This is a genomic window from Nonomuraea jabiensis (genome assembly GCF_014204795.1).
GTDB lineage: Bacteria > Actinomycetota > Actinomycetes > Streptosporangiales > Streptosporangiaceae > Nonomuraea > Nonomuraea jabiensis.
Window position 1 is genome coordinate 538,626 of sequence record NZ_JACHMB010000001.1, and the last position, 23,587, is coordinate 562,212.

General features: G+C 66.2%; 10 protein-coding genes. 1 reads left to right on the forward strand and 9 read right to left on the reverse strand.

Annotation, left to right across the window (positions count from 1 at the left end; genetic code table 11):
* Positions 1–154: 154 nt before the first annotated feature.
* Genes HD596_RS02350 through HD596_RS02360 form a run of 3 tightly spaced genes read right to left on the reverse strand, consistent with a single transcriptional unit; the run spans position 155 to position 6,087 of the window.
* Positions 155–2,386 carry a GmrSD restriction endonuclease domain-containing protein gene (locus HD596_RS02350; RefSeq protein WP_185078241.1) on the reverse strand — a complete coding sequence of 744 codons (2,232 nt, stop codon included), beginning with the start codon at positions 2,384–2,386 and terminating at the stop codon, positions 155–157.
* Positions 2,386–4,479: a UvrD-helicase domain-containing protein gene (locus HD596_RS02355; protein WP_185067658.1), complete on the reverse strand. Its 2,094-nt coding sequence runs from the start codon at positions 4,477–4,479 to the stop codon at positions 2,386–2,388. Before HD596_RS02355 ends, HD596_RS02350 begins: the two co-directional genes overlap by 1 nt.
* Positions 4,480–4,539: 60 nt before the next feature.
* The gene (locus HD596_RS02360) at positions 4,540–6,087 is read right to left on the reverse strand and encodes a serine/threonine-protein kinase (protein ID WP_246554074.1); all 1,548 of its coding nucleotides are present in this window, start codon (positions 6,085–6,087) and stop codon (positions 4,540–4,542) included.
* A 103-nt stretch (positions 6,088–6,190) separates the two neighbouring features.
* Here HD596_RS02360 and HD596_RS02365 point away from each other — a divergent pair, with 103 nt between their 5' ends.
* The gene (locus HD596_RS02365; RefSeq protein WP_185067659.1) at positions 6,191–7,780 is read left to right on the forward strand and encodes a serine/threonine-protein kinase; all 1,590 of its coding nucleotides are present in this window, start codon (positions 6,191–6,193) and stop codon (positions 7,778–7,780) included.
* Here the strand turns inward: HD596_RS02365 and HD596_RS02370 are convergent.
* From HD596_RS02370 to drmD, 6 genes are read right to left on the reverse strand one after another with little or no spacing between them, the layout of a single operon-like run.
* Positions 7,770–9,587: an N-6 DNA methylase gene (locus HD596_RS02370; RefSeq protein ID WP_185067660.1), complete on the reverse strand. Its 1,818-nt coding sequence runs from the start codon at positions 9,585–9,587 to the stop codon at positions 7,770–7,772. The genes HD596_RS02365 and HD596_RS02370 overlap by 11 nt on opposite strands.
* 40 nt (positions 9,588–9,627) lie before the next feature.
* A complete protein-coding gene (gene drmC / locus HD596_RS02375) occupies positions 9,628–10,380 on the reverse strand; it encodes a DISARM system phospholipase D-like protein DrmC (protein ID WP_185067661.1) in 753 nt (250 codons plus the stop codon).
* The gene (gene drmB, locus HD596_RS02380) at positions 10,377–12,308 is read right to left on the reverse strand and encodes an MrfA Zn-binding domain-containing protein (protein ID WP_185067662.1); all 1,932 of its coding nucleotides are present in this window, start codon (positions 12,306–12,308) and stop codon (positions 10,377–10,379) included. Before drmB ends, drmC begins: the two co-directional genes overlap by 4 nt.
* Positions 12,309–16,181, reverse strand: a complete 3,873-nt coding sequence (drmA, locus tag HD596_RS02385) for a DISARM system helicase DrmA (protein WP_185067663.1) — start codon at positions 16,179–16,181, stop codon at positions 12,309–12,311.
* Positions 16,178–20,305, reverse strand: coding sequence for an Eco57I restriction-modification methylase domain-containing protein (locus tag HD596_RS02390; RefSeq protein ID WP_246554075.1), 4,128 nt, complete (start codon positions 20,303–20,305; stop codon positions 16,178–16,180). Before HD596_RS02390 ends, drmA begins: the two co-directional genes overlap by 4 nt.
* Positions 20,302–23,574, reverse strand: a complete 3,273-nt coding sequence (gene drmD / locus HD596_RS02395; protein WP_313042389.1) for a DISARM system SNF2-like helicase DrmD — start codon at positions 23,572–23,574, stop codon at positions 20,302–20,304. Before drmD ends, HD596_RS02390 begins: the two co-directional genes overlap by 4 nt.
* Positions 23,575–23,587: the final 13 nt, after the last annotated feature.

Sequence of the window (23,587 nt, forward strand, 5' to 3'; positions counted from 1 at the left end):
CGGTCGACCTTGCTCGCGAAACCGTCGCCGCGCGTGGTGGCCGGTCGGCGCAGATCCTCGCGGTCCTTCGCCTGGCGGCGCTCCTTTCTTCAACCGACAGCCCACCCCATGCGATCTGATATCACGGCCTACCCATCGCCGACGCGCCTTGATATCACGAATACCCGAACTGGCCCAGGCGGCGGCTCGCGATCTCGATCTCGGCAGGGCTGAATAGACTCGCGAACTGAGGTTGTACGACCAGCGCCTCGACAGTGAGATCCAGCCTGCCGCGCTCCCAAAGGGCCGCGAAGCCGTCGGAGACCGCCGGCGTGTTGAGAAGCTTTCGAGCCGTTGCAAGGCTGCCGTGCTCCGCCAGCATGCTCAGGAAGTAGCTTGCGTGATAGTTGGCCTCGTTCCTGGCCTTGTCGTAGATGGAGCGCATGGCCTGATCGAACTCCGCTGGCGCGTCCTCAGCGGGCTGATCGACATCGTTCTCCCCTGCCCGCGTCCGGTTGAGCCTCTCGGCATAGCCGAGTAGCGCGTCCACTGAAGTAAAGACCATGAAGCCGAGTTCTTCCAGACGGGCCACGTCTGAAGAGTCTGAGTCCAGCTCCAGCACAACCGGCTTGCCCTGACCGGTTTGGAGTCCCTCAGGCCAGAACGCCTCCGCTACAGCCAGGACACGTCCGTCGACGGGATCCGCTATCTCGCTGTCGAGAGCCGGCTCTACGTAGCCGAGTTGACGCATCGCTTCGACCATGCCCTTGATCTGAGCCACGCGGACGTCGTCCTGCGTCTCGCTGACGCCGACGGGCCCCAGCTGACCGGCTCCTAGAGCACCGTCTCTGAGTTCCGTCAGCAGAGACTGCGCTGCCTCGGCCAGAAGCTCTCGACGCGCTGCCAGGAAGTCCAGATAGCGCTCAGGCCGCCAGAGGTCGGGGTCCTCCGGAATCCATTGTGAAGCAAGAACACCGGGATGTTTCGCTTGCGCCTCAGCGAAGTAGTCCTCCGGGGACCTTTTGTTGATCTTGAGATTGGTGTCCTGGGTGAGAAAGCAGAAGTTCGCGATGGCGTTCACTTGGGTGCGGTCGTAGCCCGCCCGGTAGAGCAGTGCCTTCGGGAAGATGTGGTGTACCTGCAGCGAAGTGAGCTTGCCCAGCATCTCGGCCTTCAGCTCGAGCCCACTGCCGAGATCGCGCGCCCCCTTGACCCGGGTCAGCATATAGAGCAGTGGATAGAAACGCGAGCCCTGTGTGGATCCCTCGAAGTCGTGCGGCTGGATCTCCAGGTTGCCACCGCGCCAGCGCTCCAGGGCGCTGATCAAACCGTCGATGCCGGCCCGCTCGGCCACCTCGTAATCCTGCGCGAGCGCCGTTTCCGTGGAACCGGCGAAACGGCCCCAGAGCGCAGAGTGGATGTACCAGTAGAGCACTCGATCGCGGTGGGAACTGTCGGTGAAACTGCCTCCCGAAGTCAGATGAAGCAAGCGGGAGATCACGGGGATCGCATAGCGTCCCATGAGCACTCGATCGTGGTCCAGCCCCAGCCGCCCGGAGACGGCGTCCAGAACCCTGCCCACATAACCGACCGCCTTGTCCAACGCTGTCTCGAACTCCTCCGCCGACACCTCGTTGAGCGCGGTGAACACCGCGCGTCCCGTCGCCACGGCGGTGGTGTTCCGCAACAGCCAGTCGAGCGAGAACGTGAAGCCCGCCTCGGACCAGCTGTTGAGGTGATCGCGCATGACCTGACGGGCGGGTGCCCACTGCGCGCAGATCTTGGCCAGCGCGAGGTCGCCCTTGGACAGCGCCGTGCCACCGGAGTTGACCCGGTTGAAGATGTCCACCACGACATCCACGTCCTTGTCCGGGCCGGTGATCTTCTCCTCGTGGAACTCACGCTGTTCGATGTTCTTCAGGCGGTTAAGACGTTCGAGGTAGATCGCGAACTTGTCCGGCAACTGCGCGAAGTCCTTGATGAACGGCTCCAGGCCCTCCGTGAACAGGCGGGTGACGTCCACCCATCGCACGTCGTCCTTCATCTTGGCCGGACCGTAGAACTCGAACGCCTCCTCCTCGACGTTGAACCGCAGGCCGGTGAACGCGGAGACGTCGCCTTCGAAGAAGGCCGGGGCACGCCCGCGCATGACGCCGTACAGCGAGGTGATGCGTTGCTGACCGTCGAGCAGTAACCGTCGCACGCCGCCGTCCGGCGCTGCGCCGCGAACAGAGGCCAGGCCCGGCTCTGTCTCCCAGATGAGCAGTCCGCCCACCGGATATCCCTTGTACAGGGAGCGCATCAAGCCGCGTACCTGATCGCGATTCCATACGTAGCCGCGCTGGAACTCCGGCAGGAGCACCGTGCTGTTGTCGATCTGGTGGAGCAGTACTGAGAGAGTGGCCATCATCCGTCCTGTGAGATGAGAAAAGGGCTCGGCGCGCCGTGCCACGACACGTAAAGGCGTTCTCTCGCCCTGGTGCAGGCGACGAACAGCAGGCAGCGCTCACTCTGCACGTCATGAGCGTGCGTCAGCTCGTCTTCGGCGGCCGGCGTGATCGCACTGGCGGGCGGCAACTGGTGTTCGTTGGCCCCGATGACGGCCACGCAGCGGAACTCGAGCCCTTTCATGCGATGCATGGTTCCGGCTCGGACGACGCCGTCTTCCTCGCGGGCTTTGGCAAGGGACTTGGCGGGGATGCCAGAGCGCTCGAGCACGGCGACGGCGGAGTCTGCCAAGATGCCCGAGCGCGCCGCGATGCCGATCGCGTCCGGCTCCACGCCCGCCTCCAGCCATTCGGCGACCTTGGCGGCCAGGGCATCCAGTTCGTTGCGCTGTGAGCCGAAGCCGCGCAGTTCCGGTGGCATACCGTGCACCAAGGATCGGTACCCCTCGACGGTGTCGAGTCCGCCGTTCATGTCGTCCACCGTCTCCCCGCGGATCATGGCGAGGCTCCAGGCGAGGATCTCGGCAGTCGTGCGGTAGTTGACGTTCAGGCGGGTGGACCGTCCGGTCACATTGATACCGACGTCCCGCAGCGAAACTCGGTTGTCGTATATGCGCTGGTGGCTGTCCCCCGCGATGAAGATGTCGTCGGGTCCTTCGGCGACCGACGCACGGAGCAGGCGCCACTGCACCGGATGCAGGTCCTGCGCCTCGTCCACGATGACATGCCGGTACGGCTTCGCCGCCCGTGCGCTCAGCAGGCGGGTTGCCTCCTCGCAGACGGTCTCGTACGTCCACACCCGGCGCCGCTTGAGCTCCTCCTGGAATTCCCAGAGCGCCTGCCACACCTGCGCCTTCTGCCTGGCACCCAGACGCCTCCCGCGTCCCGCCCGCTTCGCGACCAGGTAGTCGGCGGCGCTGCTCACCTGCTGGGCGAGAACGACGTGCCGCCATTCCTCGGCAAGGAACGCCACGCTGAACGGCACATCGAGCCTGCGGGCGATACGCCGCCAGATTTCCTTCTCCTCGCGATCCGCCAGAATGGCGGGACGACCGTGTTCCTCGGAGAAGATCCGATAAGAGAGGTGGTCCACGTGCCGTACTTCGATGGCGTCACGGACCTTCTCGGAGTCGGCCAGCAGTCGCAGACCGGCTTCCAGGGAGGCGGACAGGGTGGAGGTGAAGGTCGTCACCAGGATCGGGCCAGCGCCGAGCGAGGCGAGGTGGTGGGCGCGGTGCAGGGCGACGACGGTCTTGCCCGTGCCGGGACCGCCGGTCACGCGAGCGCTTCCGTTATAGGCGGCCTGGACCACCCGTTCCTGTGAGGGATGTAGATAGATCTTCCAGGTGGCGAACGGGTGTCGGAAGACCTCCATCAGCTCGTCCGGGCCGTGTACGAGTACGACCCGTTCCGGCGTGCGTTCGATCGCAGCGACGAGGTCCTCGGTGTCGTACCGCTCTGCCGAGACGCTGCCGCTGATCTCCTCCCAGACCGCCTCCGGTGTCAGGCCCGCTGCCAACCCGACTAATACGTCATACTGCGTCTCCGGCAGGAATCCCTGCGCTGCTTCGAGCTGGATGACGTCGGTCAGCGCGCGGGCGAAGGCGAGAACTTTGCCCTCCACGCCGAATCTTGTCAGGACGGCGTCACCGAGGTGGTCGAAGAGCCGACGAGGAGTCGTACTCGCCATCGCGTCGAGTTGGGTCTGCGTCTCCTCGACGGCGGAGATGTCCCAGATTTCGATTCGACCGGTCGCGGCGTTCACGGAGGCATGACGGCGCTCGGCCCAGCGGTAGGCCGCGTCATGCCCTAGCACCTTCAGCAGCAGGTAGAGGTCGCCCGATTCCGGGACCAGTACCACTCCACGCCAGTACTGGTTGATTCGGATGGTGCGGAAACGCGGATCCGCGGCTCCCTGTATGCGTTCCAGGTGCAGCCCGGCGTGCGTGGCCCGCTCGAACTCCTGGAACACCTCGTCCACCCGGTCCTGAACGGAACGCTCCAAGCGCGCATAGTCCCGCAGGAAGTCCCGGTATATGCCGAGCCTCGCCATCTCCAGCGCTCATCTCCCAGGTAGTTGACGACCGGTCACGCCCGTAGCGGCTCGGTCAGGTTAGGGGTCCAGTCCTTCGAGGATCTCGCGGACCGCTCGTGCGTTGGGATGGTTGGTACCGTACCGCCGCACTAGATCCTTTAGGAGGGGGGCAAAGGTCCCCCTCGCTCGGGCCGCATCACCCGCGCCCAGCTCGAGCAGGCCGATTTGGCGCCGGAGTTCCAGGATGCGATCCTCGTCCACTCCGAAACGCCACTCATCCCCGAGCAGTTCCCTGAGCTTGTGCAGGGCAAGATTCGTGTCGCCGAGCATGGCCAGGGCGTTGGCCTCCATCATGCGGAAGCGCAGGGCCAAGTCGTTGGCGGGTCCCTCTTGCTGCGCGATGTCGACGGCGAGCTGGGCGAACTCCGGGGCGGCACGCCGGTAGTCCCCTCCGAGGAAGAGCACATCCGCCAGTTCGATCCGGAGCGTGAGCACTTCGGGATCCATCGCGCCGAGCGTCTCCGCGGCAGGCTGCACGACTCTGCCGAGCACCTCCGCCGCTTGCGTGAAACGAGATTCCGCCTTAAGCGCTTCGGCGTCCTTTCTCGCGTACGAGATGTCGCTCGGCCGGAAGGAGACGTCGACAGGGCGAGGACGTGCTGAGGGTGCCAGCATGGGAGCCGTCCCGCCGGCGTCCCTTTCTACAGGCGCGCCGACTCGGCCCACCACTCCCGCATACATCTGGACTGGTTGCGGTGAGGCGACATCCACGTAGCCAAGAAGAGGCGGCAGATCGTCACAGAATTCGAGCAGCCGCTCGTAGACGTCCGCAGCGGATGCGGGCCGGTGGTCCGGCGACTTCTCCAGCATCCAAAGGACCAGTTTCTCCAGCTTCTCAGGCGCATCTCGCCTTCGGTGCCGCAGCGGCTGCGGCACCCGGTCGATGTGGTTGCGCAGGGATGCAAGCGGGGTGGGACCACCGAACTGATTCTTGCCGGAGATCATCTCATCCAGCACGACACCGAGAGAGTAGAGGTCGGCCTGCGGACCGGTGGTGCCGGCCATCGCCTGTTCGGGCGCCATGTATTCCGGTGTACCCACGGTCATCCCGGTCCGCGTCAACCGCGTGGCGGTGGGTGAGATGGCCGCGGCGACACCGAAGTCGAGCACCTTGACGGCGCCTTCAGGCGTCAGCATGAGGTTGCTGGGCTTGAGGTCCCGGTGAATCAGCGAGTTGACATGGGCAGCCGCGAGCACCGAGCACACCTGGGCGGCAATGGCCGCGGCCCAGGGGATAGGGATCTCCGTCTCGTCGATCAGCGTTTCGACGGAGACGCCGGGGATCTGCTGCATGACCAGGTACAGGTTGTCCTGGTGGGTGCCGCAGTCGTACACGGCGGGGACGCCAGGGTGCTCCAACCGGGCGGTAATGCGGGATTCCCTGACAAATCGCTGGGCGAGCTCATTATCCGGTTTCCCGTCAGGCAGGCGATCCACTCGAATGAACTTAATCGCGATCGGCCTGTCCAAACGCTTGTCGAAACCGAACCAGACCTCGCCCATGCCGCCTCCGCGACGCGACAAGGGGTCCAGTTCGTACCGGCCGCCGATCGTTTGTCTGGTCATCCGGCCGCCTCTCCTTCGAGCTCTGCTCCCTAGAAGAAATTACCGGATCTAGGCGGCGTTCACAGGTGCCACGCATACCTCGGCTTTACCTAAGATTCGCGATATGGCCCGGCAGAACGATCACGATCGCCTTCCTCTTGAACCCACTCATGTCAGGCCTGCGCTGATCGATACGCTGAGCTTCGCGTGGGCGATCGTACCGTTGTTGTCGATCGGGGTCCTCACGCCGTTGAGCATCGGTTTCGCCGCCTTCCGGATCAGGAGCCGGCTGGTCGCCGTTACTGCCGCCGGTTACCTGATCCTGGCCCTGGGACTCATTGCGACGGAAGGGCTGCGTGACTGGCCCGCCGGTGACTGGCGCAACGAACTCACCTGGGCAGCGTGGTGCGTCGGTCCGTGGTTCGGTGGAACGCTACAAGGATTCCTGCTCCGTACCAGGGTCTTCCCGGCGAAACCCCTACCCTCGACGACGACGCATGGCACGCATTCTGGTCGAGAGTCCCAGACGTCATGGGATCCCTGGGCAAGCCCGCCATCGGCCGAGGCCTTGCCGATTTCCGACAAACCAACCCAACAGATCCTGGCAGGACCCGCCGGACTGGCGGTTCCGCTCAGCTATCTCTGGGCGGTCATACCGCTCCTTTCGCTCGGCCTCGCCACCTCCCTGGCCATCGGCGCGGCGGCGGTGCGCTTGGGGAGTTGGAGGCAGGGCGTCGCCGCGGCGATCTATCTCGTGTGCCTGGCGGTCTTCATCATCGCGGGCGACCCGATGGCCACGATGCCGGACACGGCCTGGCAGTTCCAGCTGGTGTTGTGGACCTGGTCTTTGGGGCCGTGGTGGGGAGGCACCTTCCACGCCTTCATGCTGCGGCAGGCCGTATTCAGCAGGCGTCCAGAGCTTACGCCCCCGTCGGGCCACCCCCACGATGTCATCGGCCCGTACCGGCTCGTCAGGCGGCTCGGCAGAGGAGGTCAGGCAACCGTTCATCTCGGCTTGAGTCCTGCCGGCAGGCAGGTCGCGGTCAAGGTACTCCATGCCTCGCTCGGTTTCGCTCCCGCCGAGCGTGAGGCGTTACGCCGGGAGATTGCCGCCGCTCAGCGGGTTCCTCCGTTCGCAACCGCGCCCATCCTGGACTTCGGGTTCGCGGACGACCGCGCGTACATCGTCAGTGAGTACGTCCCCGGCCCTACCCTGCAGGACTTCGTCGCCCGTGGTCGGCCCCTGGACGCGCATGCGGTGATCCGGCTCGCTATCGGCACGGCTGCGGCGTTACGGGGCATTCACAGCACCGGTATCGTGCATCGGGACTTCAAGCCCGGCAACGTCCTGCTGGCGCCCGACGGTCCGCGGGTGATCGATTTCGGGATCGCGCGTATGCTCGATCGGGTCACCATCACCTCCGGAGGGATCAAGGGCACGCCTGCCTACATGTCCCCCGAGCAGGTCTCCGGCCAGGATGTCGGCCCGCCTTCGGACGTGTTCAGCTGGGCGTCCACGATGTATTTCGCAGCGACCGGGCGACTGGCCTTCGACGGACCGACGTTCGCCGCCGTCGCCCACCAGATCTGCACTCGTCGTCCTGACATCACGGCGCTGCCACGGACGCTCCAGGGGCCAATTGCGGCGTGTTTCAACACCGATCCCCGCGCTCGGCCAACCACCGCCCAGCTCATACTCGTCGTCAGTCAGTGACCGGCTGGAGCGAGCCTACAGTGAGCCCTTCCAGGATCTGTGCGGCCAGTTGCTTGCCGATTCTGGCGGTCTCGTCGATCGCCCGCTCGTATACCTCCAGCTGTTGGAAGGCCATACCGTATCGGCGCTGCTCATTGAGCGGCAGTCGAGGTATCTGTGCCCGCCGGACGTCTATCCGCAAGGTGCCGGAATGTGTGCTCGCGGTACGTTCGGCGGACAACCTGAGAAAGCCGGCGAGGAAGTGCGGATCGAAGAGCTCCGGATCAACTCGGATCATGAACAGGTGCGGACCGAGGGTGAGCTCCTCAGTGAGCACCCGAGCATGAACCACGCGAGTGATCGCGGGGATGACCACGTCACCGGGCCGAGCGGTGATCGTGCCGACCTCGACTGTGCCTTTGCCTGTTGGGCCGCGGCCCAACGTGACGTCCTTCGCGGTCAGCAACGGCAAGTCGCCGGACTCGGTCTCCATGCGCATCGGCGTCTGCTCGAGTTGGACCGCCCCCGCGCGGATGAGTTCGCCGAGTGTGGTCATGGTAAGGGCTCGGGGCTCCTGGAGCACGTTCGGTACTGTGTCGGCTAGCTTGCGGGAGAGAGCGGCCAACTCTGCCCGTGACTCGTCCACGTTGCCGGTCGGCGGTATTACCGCTTTAGGCAAGTACCGGGATGGCGTGAGATCGACCTCATCGTCGAGTAGGTCGATGATCGATATGGCCCCCTTGGCTTCCTTGAGAAAGGACCGCCACACGGGAAGCACGTCCTCTAGCTGGCAATCGGCCATCAGAACCTGGGAGGGGACGGCGTCGTGGTCGCCGGGGCGACGCAGCAGCCACAACTGAGGCGGCTGCGTCGACTGTGGCGCGGAGCCCGCGGGAAGCCCGATCACTCCTTGCAGGGTTCCGGTGCGGAGAAGCTGCGAGCGAATTCGCCTGCCGGAGCGGCGTGCGGCCGCGGCGGGCGGCATCAGGACGACCACCTGGCCTCCGGGCCTGACCCGGGCCAGACAGTGCTGTACCCAGGCCAGCTCAGACTCCCCGCGTGGCGGAAGACCGTACTGCCAGCGTGGGTCATTGGTGAGCTCTTCGTAGCCCCAGCCACGTTCGCTGTAGGGAGGGATGCAGACGGCGGCGTCCGCTTCCATGTCCGGGAAGGCATCCGCGGTTAGGGAGTCTCCAGTCCGGATCTCCGCCTCGACGCCTTGGGCCGCGAGGCGGGCGGCGGCCAGTCTCGCCATGGCCGCGTCCCGTTCCTGTCCGAACACGCGCCCGGCCTGGCGCCGGGCCGCGTCGACGGCAGCCATGAGAAGCCCACCGAAGCCGCAATGCGGGTCGAACACCGTGTCCGACGATTCCAGCAGCGCTGCCATCGTGGCAGCCACTTCTGCTGAGGGCACCTGAACCCGCCGGGAGTTGGTTTCGACATAGCGGCGGTAGAGAAATTCGACCGTTTCCCGCGTCCCGAGCTCTGCCGCAAGCCGGCTCGCGGCATCGGCCAGTTCTGCAGGCGGGTCGGCGTCCCCTCCAACGAGTGAGCAGGCCACGGAACTCACGACAGACAGCAGTTGGAGGTCATCAGTGGAGTTACGAATCTGCTGCCAAACCCGCTCATCAAAGGGAAGCTCATCGAGCTTGCCCTGGCTGCGGAGCCAGAATTCAACCTCGTTGAGCGAGAAGAGCGGGTTCGACGACGTCCCGCCAATAGGTTCAGGGAAGTCCTGGAACCTGCGGCGCCAATTGCTGACGGCCGCACGGCCAACACCCGCCAATCGGGCGATGTCACCCGCTGTCACCGTGGCATCGTCCCGCATGACACCCCTCTTTCTACAGTCCGAAACTCAATTTAGTGGTTCACCGTAATCGCTCGAGGATGCCTTTCGCTCGTAGTTCAGCGATGTGTTCGGCGGCGCGGACCGGAGCAGTGCCACCGCGTACGAGCAGCCCGGCCTCGATGTTCTTGGCCACTCCCGACTGCGTCAGGTTCGCGCTGGAGACCAGCAGTGTCCGCCGATCGGCCACGGCGAGCTTGGCGTGCATCTTGGCTCCAGCCTCATCGCGCTTGCTCAGCGGCCAGTGCCACAGCTCTATGCCGGCCACCGAGGCGAAGGCCGCGGCCGGCTCGCCGCCGCTCATGGCCGAGCCCGCCCCGGCTAATGTCTCGACGACGACGGTCACCGTCACCCCGCGACCGACCGCCTCCGCGAGTGCAACCAGCACCGGTTCGTACGGCTTGGCGGAGTACGTCATCATGGCCAGCTCGTACCTGGCCTCGGACACCACCTCGGTCAGCACATTGCCGGTTGCCCGAACGGGCACGGGTAGCGTTCGAGGGCCCGTCCACACAGCTTCCACCCGCACGCGGTCGGCTTGTGCCTCCAAGCCTGCGGCGAGGCCGCGGAGGTAGGCGGCCAGCTCGGTACCTGTCTGGCCGGAGTCCAGCACCTCCGCGGCCACTTCGGCGAAACCCATTCGCGGCACGGCGGTGAGGATGGCTTCGCGATGCCAGTTCTCCTCTATTCGGGCGGCGAGCAGGCGCAGGTCACTCGCGCTCAGGCGGCTCGCCGCCCGAGCGATCGTGCTCTCCGCCTTCGCTCTCTCCCTCATAGCAATCCGGCGAAGAGGGCCAGCTCAGGTTCATCAGCGAGCGGGACGACGAAACGGCGGTCCAGATAGCGGTTGCCTCGCTCGCAGGTCGTCTCCGAGACGAACAGGCAGACGTGGCAGGCCGCTCCGTGCAGGAAGTCCGCCGGCGCCTGCGGAGTCCGCTCCGCGCACAGCGGGTCGGATGAGCAGTGCCGTGCGTCCCGCAGAGCACCGAACGTGAGCTCGACCAGCCTGTCGGGCTCGGCGAGGGAGACGAGGCCGCCGAGCGTGCCCTCCGAGTCCGGGACGGCGGTGTAGATGAGGATGCCGCTGCGAGGATCATCCGCAGTGCCCGCGTAGATGCGCTCCGACAAGCTCGCCGAGCTGTAGCCGCACTGCAGTGCGATCGTGCGGATGAGCAGGTGGGAAAGGGTGTGGAGCGCGTAGAAACGCGGCCCTGGCCAGCCGCGCGCGGCGTCGAAGTTTCCTTTGATGCGATCGGAATACCGATAACTGCGGAATCGGGTGTACGCCTCCAGGTGCTGCGTCATGGCCTCGGACTCGATGACCCGTTCCTCCCAGCCACGTAGCAGACCCTCCGGCAGGCGCAGGAAGATCCCTTCGCCGCGTACCTGGCTGGCCGGGACCCAGAGCGGTCTGGATCTACTCAAGGGTGCGCGGGTGACCAACTCGGGATCTTCGGGGTCAGGGGCGTCCAGCCGGGTGAAGCCGATCAGCGCGCGGACCTCACGCAGCCGCTCGACCTGGAGCACGTCGGCGTAGACCTCCTTGAGCCTGCCGGGAACCTCATCGAGCCGCCGCACGGCGAAGTCATCGTTCGGCTCGGGCAGCTCCTCGGCGGAGAACACCTCCCATTCCGGCGAGCGCAGGTCCGGGTAGGCCGGAGGCTTCTTCTCCGTGCCACCCGCCTCGATCGCGCGGCGGCGTTCGGTGGCCTCCCAGACATCCTGGTCCGACCACTTGGCGAAATGGTCACGCATGGCGGGCAGGTTCTCCCTGGCCCAGGGATACATCGGCAGGATCAGCGGCTTGATGGCCTCCCAGTGCCGCTCGACCATGGTGTCGATGGCCTTCGCACCGGTCTGGGGCACGGCCAGCGCAGCCAGCGTTTGCGGAAACCACTGGTTGGACGCGCCGACCACGAGCACGTGCAACTGCCGGTTGCAGCCGCCTTCGTCGAAGCGGGAGAGGTGGGGGTGTCTGCCTCGGCAACGCGGCAGCTGATCCTGCCCGCGGCGGCCGAGGACGGCGCGGATGTTGCGCTTCTCCTCGCAGTTCGTGCACCGGACCTCGACGTTGGCGCCGAGATTCCCGCCACGGTCGGTCATATGCAGCGTCGGGTGGCTGACCTTGGCGCACGGCTGCCCGTGATGGACGAACTCCACGTAAGGGAAGTCGTCCAGGTGGCCGCCGGTGCAGGCAAGCACGAAACGCGCCGCCACGGCGAGCGGTTTGCGCCCCTTCCGCTTGCGGCCGCAGTTGTCATGGAAGAAGCGAGCCTCGTGCGGCTTGCGCGGCTTGTCGTTCTCGAAGCCGAAGACCTTGGAGTCTATGGGTGCGAGGAGGTCGCACGCGGTGCAGCGCATCCATCCAGGGAACGGGACGGTGGGCACACCGACCTTGGAGGCCGGGCCGGACGGGTCGCGTTCGATCCCGGCAAGCCAGGGGGCGGGGCGCAGTTCCTTCACCGAACGGAAATCCAGATACTCTGGATCGCCCTTGTGATAGGGGAAGGACTGGATGGCCGCGAGCAACCGCGGCTCCGCGAGGGGCTCCCAGCCGTACGCACCCTCGTGGCGCCAATCATCGAGTCCTGACACCAGGACAGAGAAGTTCGGCAGGTCGACGAGGGACCCGACGCCGCTGGTGAACATCAGGTGGCTGGGGCGCACAGCTCCAGCGCGCACCCGGTATTTGTCGCCGGCCATCTACCTGCTCACCTCTCCCAGCTCGTCACCCTCGGGAATGTCCGCGGGATCCGGCTCCGACGTGGTGAACGACCAAGCCGGAGCTCCGTAGAGCGGCACGAAGATCTGTCCGCCGCCCGGGAGGATCAGATTGATCTCGTTCTCCGTCTCTCGCATCGACTGGCCGACAGTGAGGTCGCCCCACTTGCCGTCGCCTGCCATGTCGAGCAGCCCCACGAGCGGCTGCTTCTTGTAGGTTCCCTCGCGGTAGCCGAGCCGCGTGGAGCCGGTCTTCTTCAGCGTCCACAGGTCGACGATGACCTTCAGCCGTTCCAGCAGGTACTCGCGAGCTCTGCTCTCCCCTACGGCCTCCGCGCGAGCGAGGAACCTGTTGGTGATGGCCTTGACGATCTCACCATCCAGCGGGACATCGTGCGCGTCTAGCTCCCGCGAGTACCCCTCGGCAGCTTGGCGCACCGCGGCGACGAAGGCGGCGGTGGCGCCGCGGTCGAGCGCCCGCCGCGTGAACGGCGTCACTGACAACGCCTCGACCTGGCGATAGAAGGTGGCGTGATAGTGCTCGAAGTCCTCGAAATGAGCAAGGTCACGGGGCCTGGACCAGTTGTACAACGTGAGCACCAGACCTGGCCTCTCCGAATCTCGTCCGACCCGAGAGGAGGCCTGGATGTACTCGGCGGTGTTCTTGGGCTGCCCGATGACCATCATCAGGCCGAAGCGGGAGACGTCCACGCCGACCTGCAGCATGGAGGTCGCCAGCGCGACGTCCACGGGCAGGCTGCCGTCATCGTTGCGATCCGCCCATTTCCTGGCCAGTGGGTGGGGCTTGCGGCGCTTGTCGCGGTCCTTTTCCTTGAGCACGTCCGACCATTCCGCGGGGATCTCGAGGCGGCGACGCGAGGTGTCGAGGTCGGGGTCGAAGCGGTGCTCCAGGCGGCGCAGTACCTCGCTGATGTCTCCGGACGAGATGCGCGACGTAAGCTCCTGTACGGCGAGCATCCCTGTCTTGCTCGCGATCCGGTTCGACAGTCCCTTGAGCCTGCCGTGCCGGCGTACGCGCGTGGTGACGTCGTCGTCGACGTAACGCCGCATCCCGGCGAGTTCCCTGGTGGCGTTGAAGTAGCCGACCAGCGTCATGTAGGGATCGGCGGGAGCCCCGTACTTGTCGAAGAGGGTCTGCCCCGCGATGAGCAGGATCTCCGCCAGGCGGATCTCGGCGGACTTGAGCCGTACGCCGTGCGCGCAGAGCCCGAGGTAGCGGCGGCCGGGGTGCTTGCGAGAGAGCGGGACCTGCCGGGAGAAGAAGGTGTCGCCGATGTCGATGACCTGCGGCGGGAAGATCGCCAGGTCCTTGCCGAACACGCCGAGCACCTGGGCCTTGGCCCGCTTGGTGGTGGCCGTCGAAGCGACGATCTTGGGGCCGGTCTCCTGGCCATCCGGCAGCCGCCAGGTGCACAACTCCGCGATGGCGGTTTCGAACAGGCCCACCGTGGTCCCGAGTGCGCCGGAGATCAGGTGCAGCTCGTCCTGGATGATGAGGTCCGGAGGCCGCAGCCGGGTCACGGGCTCGCTCTGCGGGACGGCCGCAAGATCGTTCTTCTTGAAGTGTCTGTCGCCGCAGTCCGTCTTCAGGTCCAGGTCGTCGTGGCGGTAGCCGTGCCGCGGGCACCTCCGGGAGACCCGGCCGAAGAGCAGCCCGGCGTAACCCTTCCAGGGCAGCTGTGCGAGCTTGTCGACGGTCGCGATGACGAGGCTGGGCGCGTAACGGTAGATCTCCTCGTCGATGGTGAGGATCGGCAGACCCTCACGGTGGACGGCCAGGGCCGCCTTCAGGTCGTCACCCTCGCGGCCGGCGAACAGCTCGCGCAACATCGCATCCTCGCCCCGCTTGGAGAACGGGCAAGGGTCATCACCCTCTCCGCGACGGCAGTAGAGAAGGACACGGCGGCGGTCGGTGTCCGGATGAAGATCTTTGTGGCCGGCCAGTTCCTCGCCGCACCACGGGCAGGTCAGAGTCTGCAGAACGTTGGTACGTTTGCCGTCGCCTGCCTGCCTGGCCTCGTGGATCTGGTCGACCGCCTCGCCGAACCAGTTGGGGGAGACACCCGCGCCCACCCACAGGCCAATCCGGAACGGCTCGGCTCCCCAGGCCGCCGGTTCCTTCCTGCGCAGCACCTCGGCCGCGCAGATCAGCGCCGCAGCGCGCTGGAACTGCTGTGCGGTCAGGAGCCGCAGGGTGTAGCGCATGAGCACGGCCACGCCTGCCGACCCGTCCCGGGTGTCCGCACCCGAACCGAGCTTCCCCTGCAGTCTTCTGATGGCGAGTGTGAACGCGGTCAGCCCCAGGTACGCCTCGGTCTTGCCACCGCCGGTGGGGAAGAACAGCAGGTCCACCAGTCCCGTACGGTCCGCCGCCCGCTCCGCGTGTCCGGGGTCGGCCAGTGCCGGCAGGTTGAGCAAGACGAAGGCGAGCTGGAACGGGCGCCAGGATGCCTCGCTCGGACCGCGGCTCTCGACCTCGGCCAGCGCCTGCTCATACCCCCAGCCTTTCTCTTGCCGGAGTTTGGCGGCGGTGCTGTGGCGACGCTGGTCGGCCATGGCCGCGTTGGCGAAGCGGAAAGCACGGAGCGCATGCTCGTGGCCGGGATGGCTCGGATCGGTCAACAGCTCGACGCCCTTCTGGACGCGCTGGGCGATCAGCCTGGCCTCGAAGACCGCCTTCTCCGCAGTCTTGCGCAGGGCTTCGGGCACGTCGCTGCGGCGTGCCTGGGTGTCGAGCCAGGCCAGGTAGCCGTCCGCCAGCGGTGACAGACCCTGCTTCAGCCGGTCGAGGTCCGCCGTGGCCAGCTCGTCCATGGAGAGCTCGACGCCGCCGAGCCCGTCGCTCGCGGCGATCGTGGCGGGCACGTCGTGGTAGGGAATCCAGGTGGTGACCAGCTCGTGCGCGACACGCTCGTCGTCACGCACCTTCGCGTGCACCGCTACGTTGCGCCCGGAGGCATAACGGCGGTGGTTGCGATAGAGCAACCGCAGGTGCTTCTCCTCGAAGTCCTCGCTGCCCCACTGGCTGTCGCCGTCAAGGGGATCGTCGATCGGCAGGAAGATCGCCGCGTCTCCGTCGAGGGCACGAACCCGCAGCTCCGCTTGGAACAGCCACGCTGTGTCGGGATTGCTCTCCGGCTCCGGCTGGGCATTGACCAGCGTGAGCTCCACGACCCGCCGGTCGTTGGGCTGCGACCGCACCGCCACCGCCAGGTAGACGCCCTGCTCGCCGCCGGTCAGCGGCACGTGGTAAGTCGGCTCCCCGTCGAGGCGGATCTCCTTGTCCGCGCTGATCGGCTGGCGCGCCCAGGTGCTGACCTTCTTGCCGTCCTCGAGCTCGATCTCCGTCTTGGCGTACCGGCCCCACGAGACGGTGACCGAGACGGCGTCCACGCGGGCCGGGACCGCGAAGGACAGCCCCATGGAGGAAGCCCAGATGCGGCCCAGGTTCTGCGGGGTCAGCTTGTCGCTGAGCTCGGCGTCGCGGGCGTCGCCGCTCACCCCGGTCTCGGTGTCAGGTACCTCGCCTGCCTCTTCCCGCGCCGACTTCGGCGTGTGCTTCGGGCCGAGCATGCCCAGCAGGTACCGCTCCCTGGGGCCCGCTGCCCGATGCGAGAACGCCTCCAGGTCGCCGCCCCATGGGCCGAGCAGGTCAAGCCGGACCAGCTTCTCGAACTCCTCACGTACCTGGAAGGAGTCGGCCTCCGCGAACTGCTGCTGGGCGTCGAGGGGCACGCCGGGGTCCTGCTCTGGCACGGCCGATGCGGGGGCGAGGTCGAGTGTTTGCTGCCTGTTCCCCAGGTCGGGGAAGAGGTCACCCTGGTCGTCAATCAAAACAGGCGTCCTTCGGGTTCAGCCTTCGCCGGCTTGTTCGCGGCTTTCGGACGGGGGGCCTTCTTTCCCTGCTTGTCGTGTAGGCCTGCCTTGACCTCTTCGGCGTAGCGGGCGTGGTTGAGCTCCAGCAGGCGGTCCACAAGTTCCCGCTGCACGGCCGGGCCAACGGTGAAGCGGGTCTCGCGGGCCACTGGGTGACGGCCGTGATCGAGTTTGTCGAGAAGATCGGTCCAGCCGTAGGCGCGGCAGACCGCTTCGTCGATGGCGACGTGGATGCGGCGGAGCTCGGCGATGTCATCGTCGGTGTTGGTCGGGTTGTTGACCATGTTGTAGGTGGTGGTGAGGCCGGCCTGGCGGGAGAGCATGAGGTCGCGGCGATAGGCGTCGAGACGGGCACCGAGGTCGCGCATCTCCTGCGTGAGCTCAGGGAGGGGCAGGGTCTCGAACACGTCGGAAGGCGTGTAGCGGACTCGGGTCTCCAGGGTGGATGCACGGGTGAGGGCCCACCAGTAGTGCGGGGCGCTCGATAGCAGAGCCAGCATCGCCGTGTCGTCGGTCGCGAAGACGCCGAGCATGTGCGAGAAGACCTGCCCGGTCGGCACCATCACCGGCATCACGACCTTGCTCACCAGTGTGATCGTAATAACCCGCTCTAGCCCTTTTATGGTTGCATACAAGCTAGGTTTGTAGTCGCCGTAACGCCACCACCGTAGCCGGTGCGATTCGCGATTTACTTTCTCGCGCTCAGGCTTAACCAGGCGCAAAACCCGATTATAAGCAGCCTGATACTCCTTAGCCCGAGTCTCGTCCCAGTCCCGAAAATTCACTATGATACGACTAGCGGTAAGGTCAGGCCTAGAATTAAGATCTTGGCCGTTCAGGTACGGGAACAGCACATCCGCTTCACGAGGACTCCGGGCGATGATTTCTTGTGCTTCATTTGACTCCATTGTAAAGCCCAGACCCACGACGATAGAACCTTGAAATGCGATCCCGGAACTCGCCTTAAGACGATACGGATTTCCCGTGACACGAGATTCCATCTCAAGAGATGGAGTGATACCGGCAACCGAAAGCCCGTCCAAGATCTTCTGACTCTCTTCCGCGAGAGTAGAACTGGTCCAAACAGCACAATATTCCAAAACGGCACCGCTGGATGGCCACGGAGCACTCTTGATCGCTTGTCGTATAATAGTGCCGCGCTCGACAAGTCTGTCCAGGCCTACCTCTCGGCTGTCTCCTTGGGCAAGTGAATTTGTCGCGATGAGTCCAGCTTGCCCTCCTCCGTTCAGCAGGACATGGCCTCTGAGCATGAAATAGGCAACCAAATCAGCGTTGCCCTTCGCTCCTTGTGCTATGGCTGAGACCAGATACTCACGATAGGCCGAACCGCTTGATCCGCTGATTTTCTTGCCACCCAGGAACGGTGGGTTCCCAATCACCGCGTCGAATCCGGCTCCGTTCGTCCGCCTCTCATCGAACACCTCGGGAAAGACCAGCGGCCAGTGGACCGGGTACCGCCCGAAAGACCCCGGTACCCGATCCGTCTCCAGCCATTGCTTCCGTTGGACCTGCTCTCTCAGCAAACCGTCCGGGTCACGCCGCACGCTGGCGCTGGCCAATGCCGATGCCTGCAGCGACGCCGCATCGAACCCACGTGCTCGGTTACGGTCGAGCGACCCCGGCACCGGATGGTCCGCCTTAAGCCGTCCCTGCTCAACCGCGTACGCCAGCGAGGCTCCCACCAGCAGGTCCGCGAACGACCGTGCCTGCGCTGTGTCCAACTCGATCTGCCCGAGGATGCTACGCTTCCTGGCCAGAGCCCCGAGCGGATCGTCCTCTTTGACCTCGATGCCGACCAGCGTCCGCCGCCGCTCGGCTACGTCCCCCAGCAGCGACCGCACGTCCTTCGTGAAGTCGACCGCCACGTCCTTGTAGAGCTTGCGCCCCCGCCTCGGATCGAGATGCATGTACTCCAACTGCTCTACCGAGGTGATCCCAAGCAGCGAGTCGCCAGCGACGAGTCGGTCGTCGAGGAACGTGAACGGCCGCCGCGGGTCCATGGAGACCAGCCACAACGACAGCTTGGCCATCTCCACGGCCATCGGATTGATATCCACCCCGTACAGGCAGTGCTCGATGACCTGCCGCCGGGCCTCGATCACGACGGGATCCTCGTCAGCGTCAAGCGCGCGGTCTGCCGTGCCGGAGACGTAGGCGGTGGCGCGCTCGTCGCCCTGCCGCGACCATGCCTCCACTAGGCGGTCCCCTAGATAGCGGGCGGCGGCGACCAGGAAGGCGGCCGAGCCCATCGCGATGTCGGCGACCTTGAGATCAAGGATCTCGTCGGCCGTCTTCGGCACCCACTGGCTGCGGTCGGCGGTCTGAAGCGGGCCGACTCGGTATACCAGCGGCTCAAGCGCCCCCTCGGCGACCTGCTGGGCGAGGTCGCGTGGCGTGTAGTGGGTGCCGGTGTTCTTGCGAAGCGAGGATTCTGTGACATACAGGGCGCCAGGCAGGATGACCGTGGGCTGGCCGCGCAGGTCGGCGCGGATGACCCCGTAGAACGGCAGCAGCCGCTCGGTCAGCTCGGCGTCTCCCTTGGTGACCGCGAGCAGCTTACTCCTGGCCTCCTCGGTCTCGACCGGGCCCATCGGCGCGAGTGCTTTCTCCACGGCCGACACGCTGCCAATGCCCGATTCCTTGCACTTCTCGGCCAGGTCACGGGGGGAGAGCCGTTCGAGGTCGCGTAGCCGTACCTCCTCCTCCAGACCTTCCGTGCCGACGAGACCGACCACGACGTCGGTGGCGCGCAACCCCTCATAGGAGAGCAGGCCCTCGTAGACGTAGCCGATCTGCTCGACGTCCAGGGTACGGAAGCTGAGCTTGCGCCGCTCGCCCTTCTTCGCCTTGTCGCGGCTCTCGAAGTCGGGCACGTTCATGCTGCGGTTGGTGCGCTGCTTGCCCGCGCTGATCCAGACGTACTGCACGGCGCGGAGCATGTGCAGGACGGTGCGGTCGTCGACCGACAGCGGCAGCCAGGCGTATTGGTCGGGGTCGAACAGCGAGCCGTCGTGCGCGTGCATGGTCAGCTTCGGGTGGTCAACGCCCCGGTAGACGGCGTTGCACAGGGCGAGCAACCGGTGCCAGGCCGCGTAAGTGTGCTCCAGCTCGGTCTCCGAGCCGGCATTGGCCCGCTGCTCCAGTTCCTCGCACAGCCTCCCGGCGGAGTACGCCCGCAGGTAGAGGTCGTTGTCGGCGGGAAGCAAGCCTCGTTCCTCGGCGAAGAGCAGGAAGACCACTCGCATCATGACGGTGACCGCGCCCCGGTAGACGTCGTGCGGCGTGACGTCCCTCCCCAGACCCGGGCCGCCCCGATCGCGATCGGCGGCGTCGGCCCGGCCGATGGCGGCGACGAGAAGTTCGACCGCCTGGCGGACCTGGGAACCGAGCCGCTCGGTGATGACTTCCTGGTTGTCCTTGCTGGCCGCGAGCAGCGCAGGAAGCGTCTCGTCGTCGGTGACGCCGAGGAAACGCTCGCGGCTCAGCAGCGAGACGAAGGCGCGGACCACGACCAGCTCGGCCGCCTCGTTCCAGGCCATGGCGTCGAAGACCGCGGTAGTGGTCACGCTCTGCCGGGGCGCCCAGACCAGCGCCCAGCGCCGTCCGTCCGTCGCCAGGCCGAGCGGCACGTCGTGTACCCGGCACAGATGCGCCACGCGGTCGGCGGGGGTGGCCGCCCATTCCGAGCCGGGGATCCGCTTGACCGGGTCGCCCTCGCAGACCAGCCCGAGCAGCCGTCCGTTCATGGTGAAGTCCGGCACGAGGGTGGTGTCGTGCTCGGGCACGGCCACCTCGTACTTGCCGAGGTCCTCGGTCCGCAGCGCGTCGCCCCAGCTGAGCAGGTCGCGCAGAACGTAGTCGATCCAGGCGGCCCGGTCGCCGGAGCTCTGCCAGGCGCTGTGTCGAGAACGCAGCCGTTCGCGGTCCTGCTTGGTGAGCGCGTCCAGCGAGGGCCAGGTCTTCCGCAGCACCGGCAGGCTCAGGAAGGGACCGGAGACGTCGACCAGGCCAAGCCAGTCGAGGTGCTCCCGGTTGGGGTCTCGGGGCTTGCTGAACTTCATCGGGTAGCTGCCTCACGCTCGGGGACGACAAAGATCAACGCGACGGGGAAGGTGTGGGGGCGGGGGTCGGCGTAGCGGGCGGCGATCACTTCGAGCTCGCGGTCTCGTTCAACGGCGAGCTGCGCCAGGCGGTCCTGCCACGACTGCCTGTCCCGGCGGTACTGGGCCAGCTCGCGGGCGTCCTTGGTGATCTCGCTCAAGCTGATCAGCGCGTCGTCCTCATCCTCGGCGAGCTTGCCGCGCAGCGTCGCCTCGAACTCGCTCAAATTGGAGGTGATCGTGTTCTGCTCGGACTCCTGGCGCCGGGCGAGAACACCGGCCAGGGACTTCTCCCGGTCGGCCGAACGCGAGTAGACGGCGTCGAGCAGGCCCTCGCGGGCGCGGGGCCATGCCTCGGCCAGCCGGGAGCGCAGGTGGGCCGGAGCGGGGACCCCTTCGGCGAGCGCGTGGTCGAGGATCTCTCGCGTCTGGGTCAGCGAGGCGGCGCGGGCGAACCAGGGGTGGCGCTCGCGCAGCCATCCGCCGCTGTAGAGGATCTCCTCGTGCAGCAGGATGCCGTCGCCGCCGGCCACGACGAAGCGCGAGTAGGCGCCGATGAAGACGCCTTCGAGGGCGGGGTGATCGCTGACGACCGCCGTCACGCGGTTCAGGTCTATCTCCGGGTTGGAGACCGCGGCCCGCAGCAGACCGGTGGACATGGCCACCAGCGGATGGTTGAGGTGGGCAAGCACCACGTCGTCACGGACTCGGCCATCGGGATCACGGGTGGTGGCGGAGTCGAAGGTGATGGGCCTGCGCCGGGGCACGACGCCCTTGGCCAGGTCCTCGTCGGAGAGCTTCTCCAGCAGGCCGACGCTGCCTCGTTCCCAGGATCCGGTGAGAATCGGGACCTCCCAGAAGCCCTCCGCGAGATGCCGTTCGTCCGCGTGCGGCCGCAGCGGCTGCTGGCGGGTCAGCTGAAGAGCTGTGTCCACGACCCGCTTGACGTTGGCCGGTGTGATGCGCAGCTCGTCGATGGTGCGGTCGAGGTTGGCACGCAGCTTGCGCACCTGCTCGGGCAGGTCATGCTCGATAGGAACTTCGTCCGGGGGCGCGTCCTCCTCGACATGGTCGATCGAGACGTTCTCGCCGAGCAACCGGCGCTGCAGCCGCTCAGAGATGACCGCGTTCACCGGGCCGAGGTCCTGGGTCTGCTGGGCGACCTTGCGTGCCACGCGGGACAGGAACTCAAGGTCGGCTTCATAGGTATCGGTCGCGCCACCCTTGACCACGCCGACGAAGTGGCGGATCTCGGGGGTCTTGCTCTGGCCATACCGGTCGATGCGGCCGATTCGCTGTTCGAGCTTGTTGGGGTTGAACGGGATGTCGTAGTTCACCAGGCGGTGACAGTAGTTCTGCAGGTCGATGCCCTCGCCTGCGGCGTCGGTCGCGAGCAGGATGCGTACCGGATGCTCTTCGGGGGCCTTCTGGAAGGCGCGCCGGATCTGCTCGCGCTCCCCTGCCGGCTTCTGCCCGTGCATGGTCTGCACGGCGTCGCCGCTCAGGCCTTCTTGGGCCAGCAGCAACTGCAGCCAGTCCAGAGTGTCCTTGTACTCGGTGAAGACCACGACGCGTTCTGAAGACCAGTTGCAGCCATCCGGCATGCAGACCGCCTTCAGGTATGTGATCAGCTCGGCGGCCTTCGCGTCCGGCAGGGTCGCGTACTGGCCGGCCCACGTGCGCATGCGGCGCAGCAGCTCGACCTCCTCAGGGGTGGCCCCGCCCTGCAGAGGATACGCGCGGGTCACCGCGTCATCCTCAGCCTCGGCAAGTTCCTCGTCGCCGAGGCCGGCGACGTCCTCGTCGTAGTCTTCCATCCACTCCGGCATGTCGTCGCTGTCGGCCAGCGTCTCAACCCGACTCTGGACGGACTCCAGGTAGACGTCGATGGTACGCGCGAACGCGTCAGGGCTTGAGAACAGCCGCTTCTTCAGAAGGAGGGTAACCAGGTCTGCCGCCCTTCGCCCGCGCCGTTGCCGCAGCCGCGCCCTGCGGAGCTTGGCGAACTCCTTGAGTAGTTCGTGGGCCTCGCGCTCGTCCTCGGGATACAGGACGGGGATCTCCTTGGCGACCCGCTTCGGGAACTTCTCCCTGCCGTTCTCGCGGATTTGGCTCTTCAGCCGCCGGACGACGGTCTCGTCCAGGGCGCTCCGTTTCGGCTTGACCCCCCGAGCGAACCTCTGATCGTCGAGGGTCTCCAGCAGCGCCGTGAAGGACGCCTCGTAGCCGTTGTGCGGAGTCGCTGAGAGGAAGAGGCGGTGCGTGAAGTGTGGTGCCAGCCAGCGAATCAGCTTGGTCTGCTGTGAGTCGACCGCGTAAGCCTGCTTGGGGGCGGCGGGGGCCACGTGATGCGCCTCGTCGAGGATCAGCAGGTCGAAGGTGCGCGGATAGGACGGGCCATCGGCCGGCAGCAACTCGGCCAGCAGCCGCTGCGCCTTCTGCCCGCGCAGCCAGGGCAGGCTGACGATGCTGAGCGGGTAGATCTCGAAGGGGTTGGCGGCGCTGCCGTACGAGCGGCGGACCTTGGCGCACCGATCGGTGTCGATGATCGTGAAGTCGAGGCCGAACTTCTCGGCCATCTCCTCCTGCCATTTGATGGTCAGGCCGGCTGGGCAGACGATCATGATGCGCCGCCCGCGATGGCGCAGCAGCAGCTCCTCGGCGACGAGCCCGGCCTCGATGGTCTTGCCCAGGCCGACGTCGTCGGCGAGCAGCAGGTTGACCCTGGGGGCGTCGACGGCGCGGGCCACCGGCTCCAGCTGGTAGTCCTCGATGGCGACCCCCGAGCGGAACGGCGCTTGCAGCGTCTTGACGTCAGCGCTCGTCACGGCCGACCAACGGATGGCGTCGAGGAAGGCGGCCAGTCGCCCAGGCGAGTCGAACCCTGCGGCCGTCACCTCGGGAAGTGCCCCGCTGGGCAGCACCTTGCCACCGGGCTCGACCTCCCAGACGACGGTGAGCGTGTCGCCGTAGCGCCCGTCCTCGACGCTCTGCAGCGTCACCAGAGTGCTGCCCGGTCCGGGTTCCACCTCGCCGACCACCCAACGCTGGCCTCGAACCGACACAAGCCGGCCTATCTCCGGCCGCTCTACGGCAGTGCTCGTCACCGTCAGCTCCTCGTCCCAGGGGGCTATCAGTTTGGCAGAACAGGGGTTGGTACGTGTGCGGAATCTTACGACCGACATTCGCTTACTGTCCAGATCACGAAATAAGTTGTGCGCTGAGTTCACAATATGATTCTCT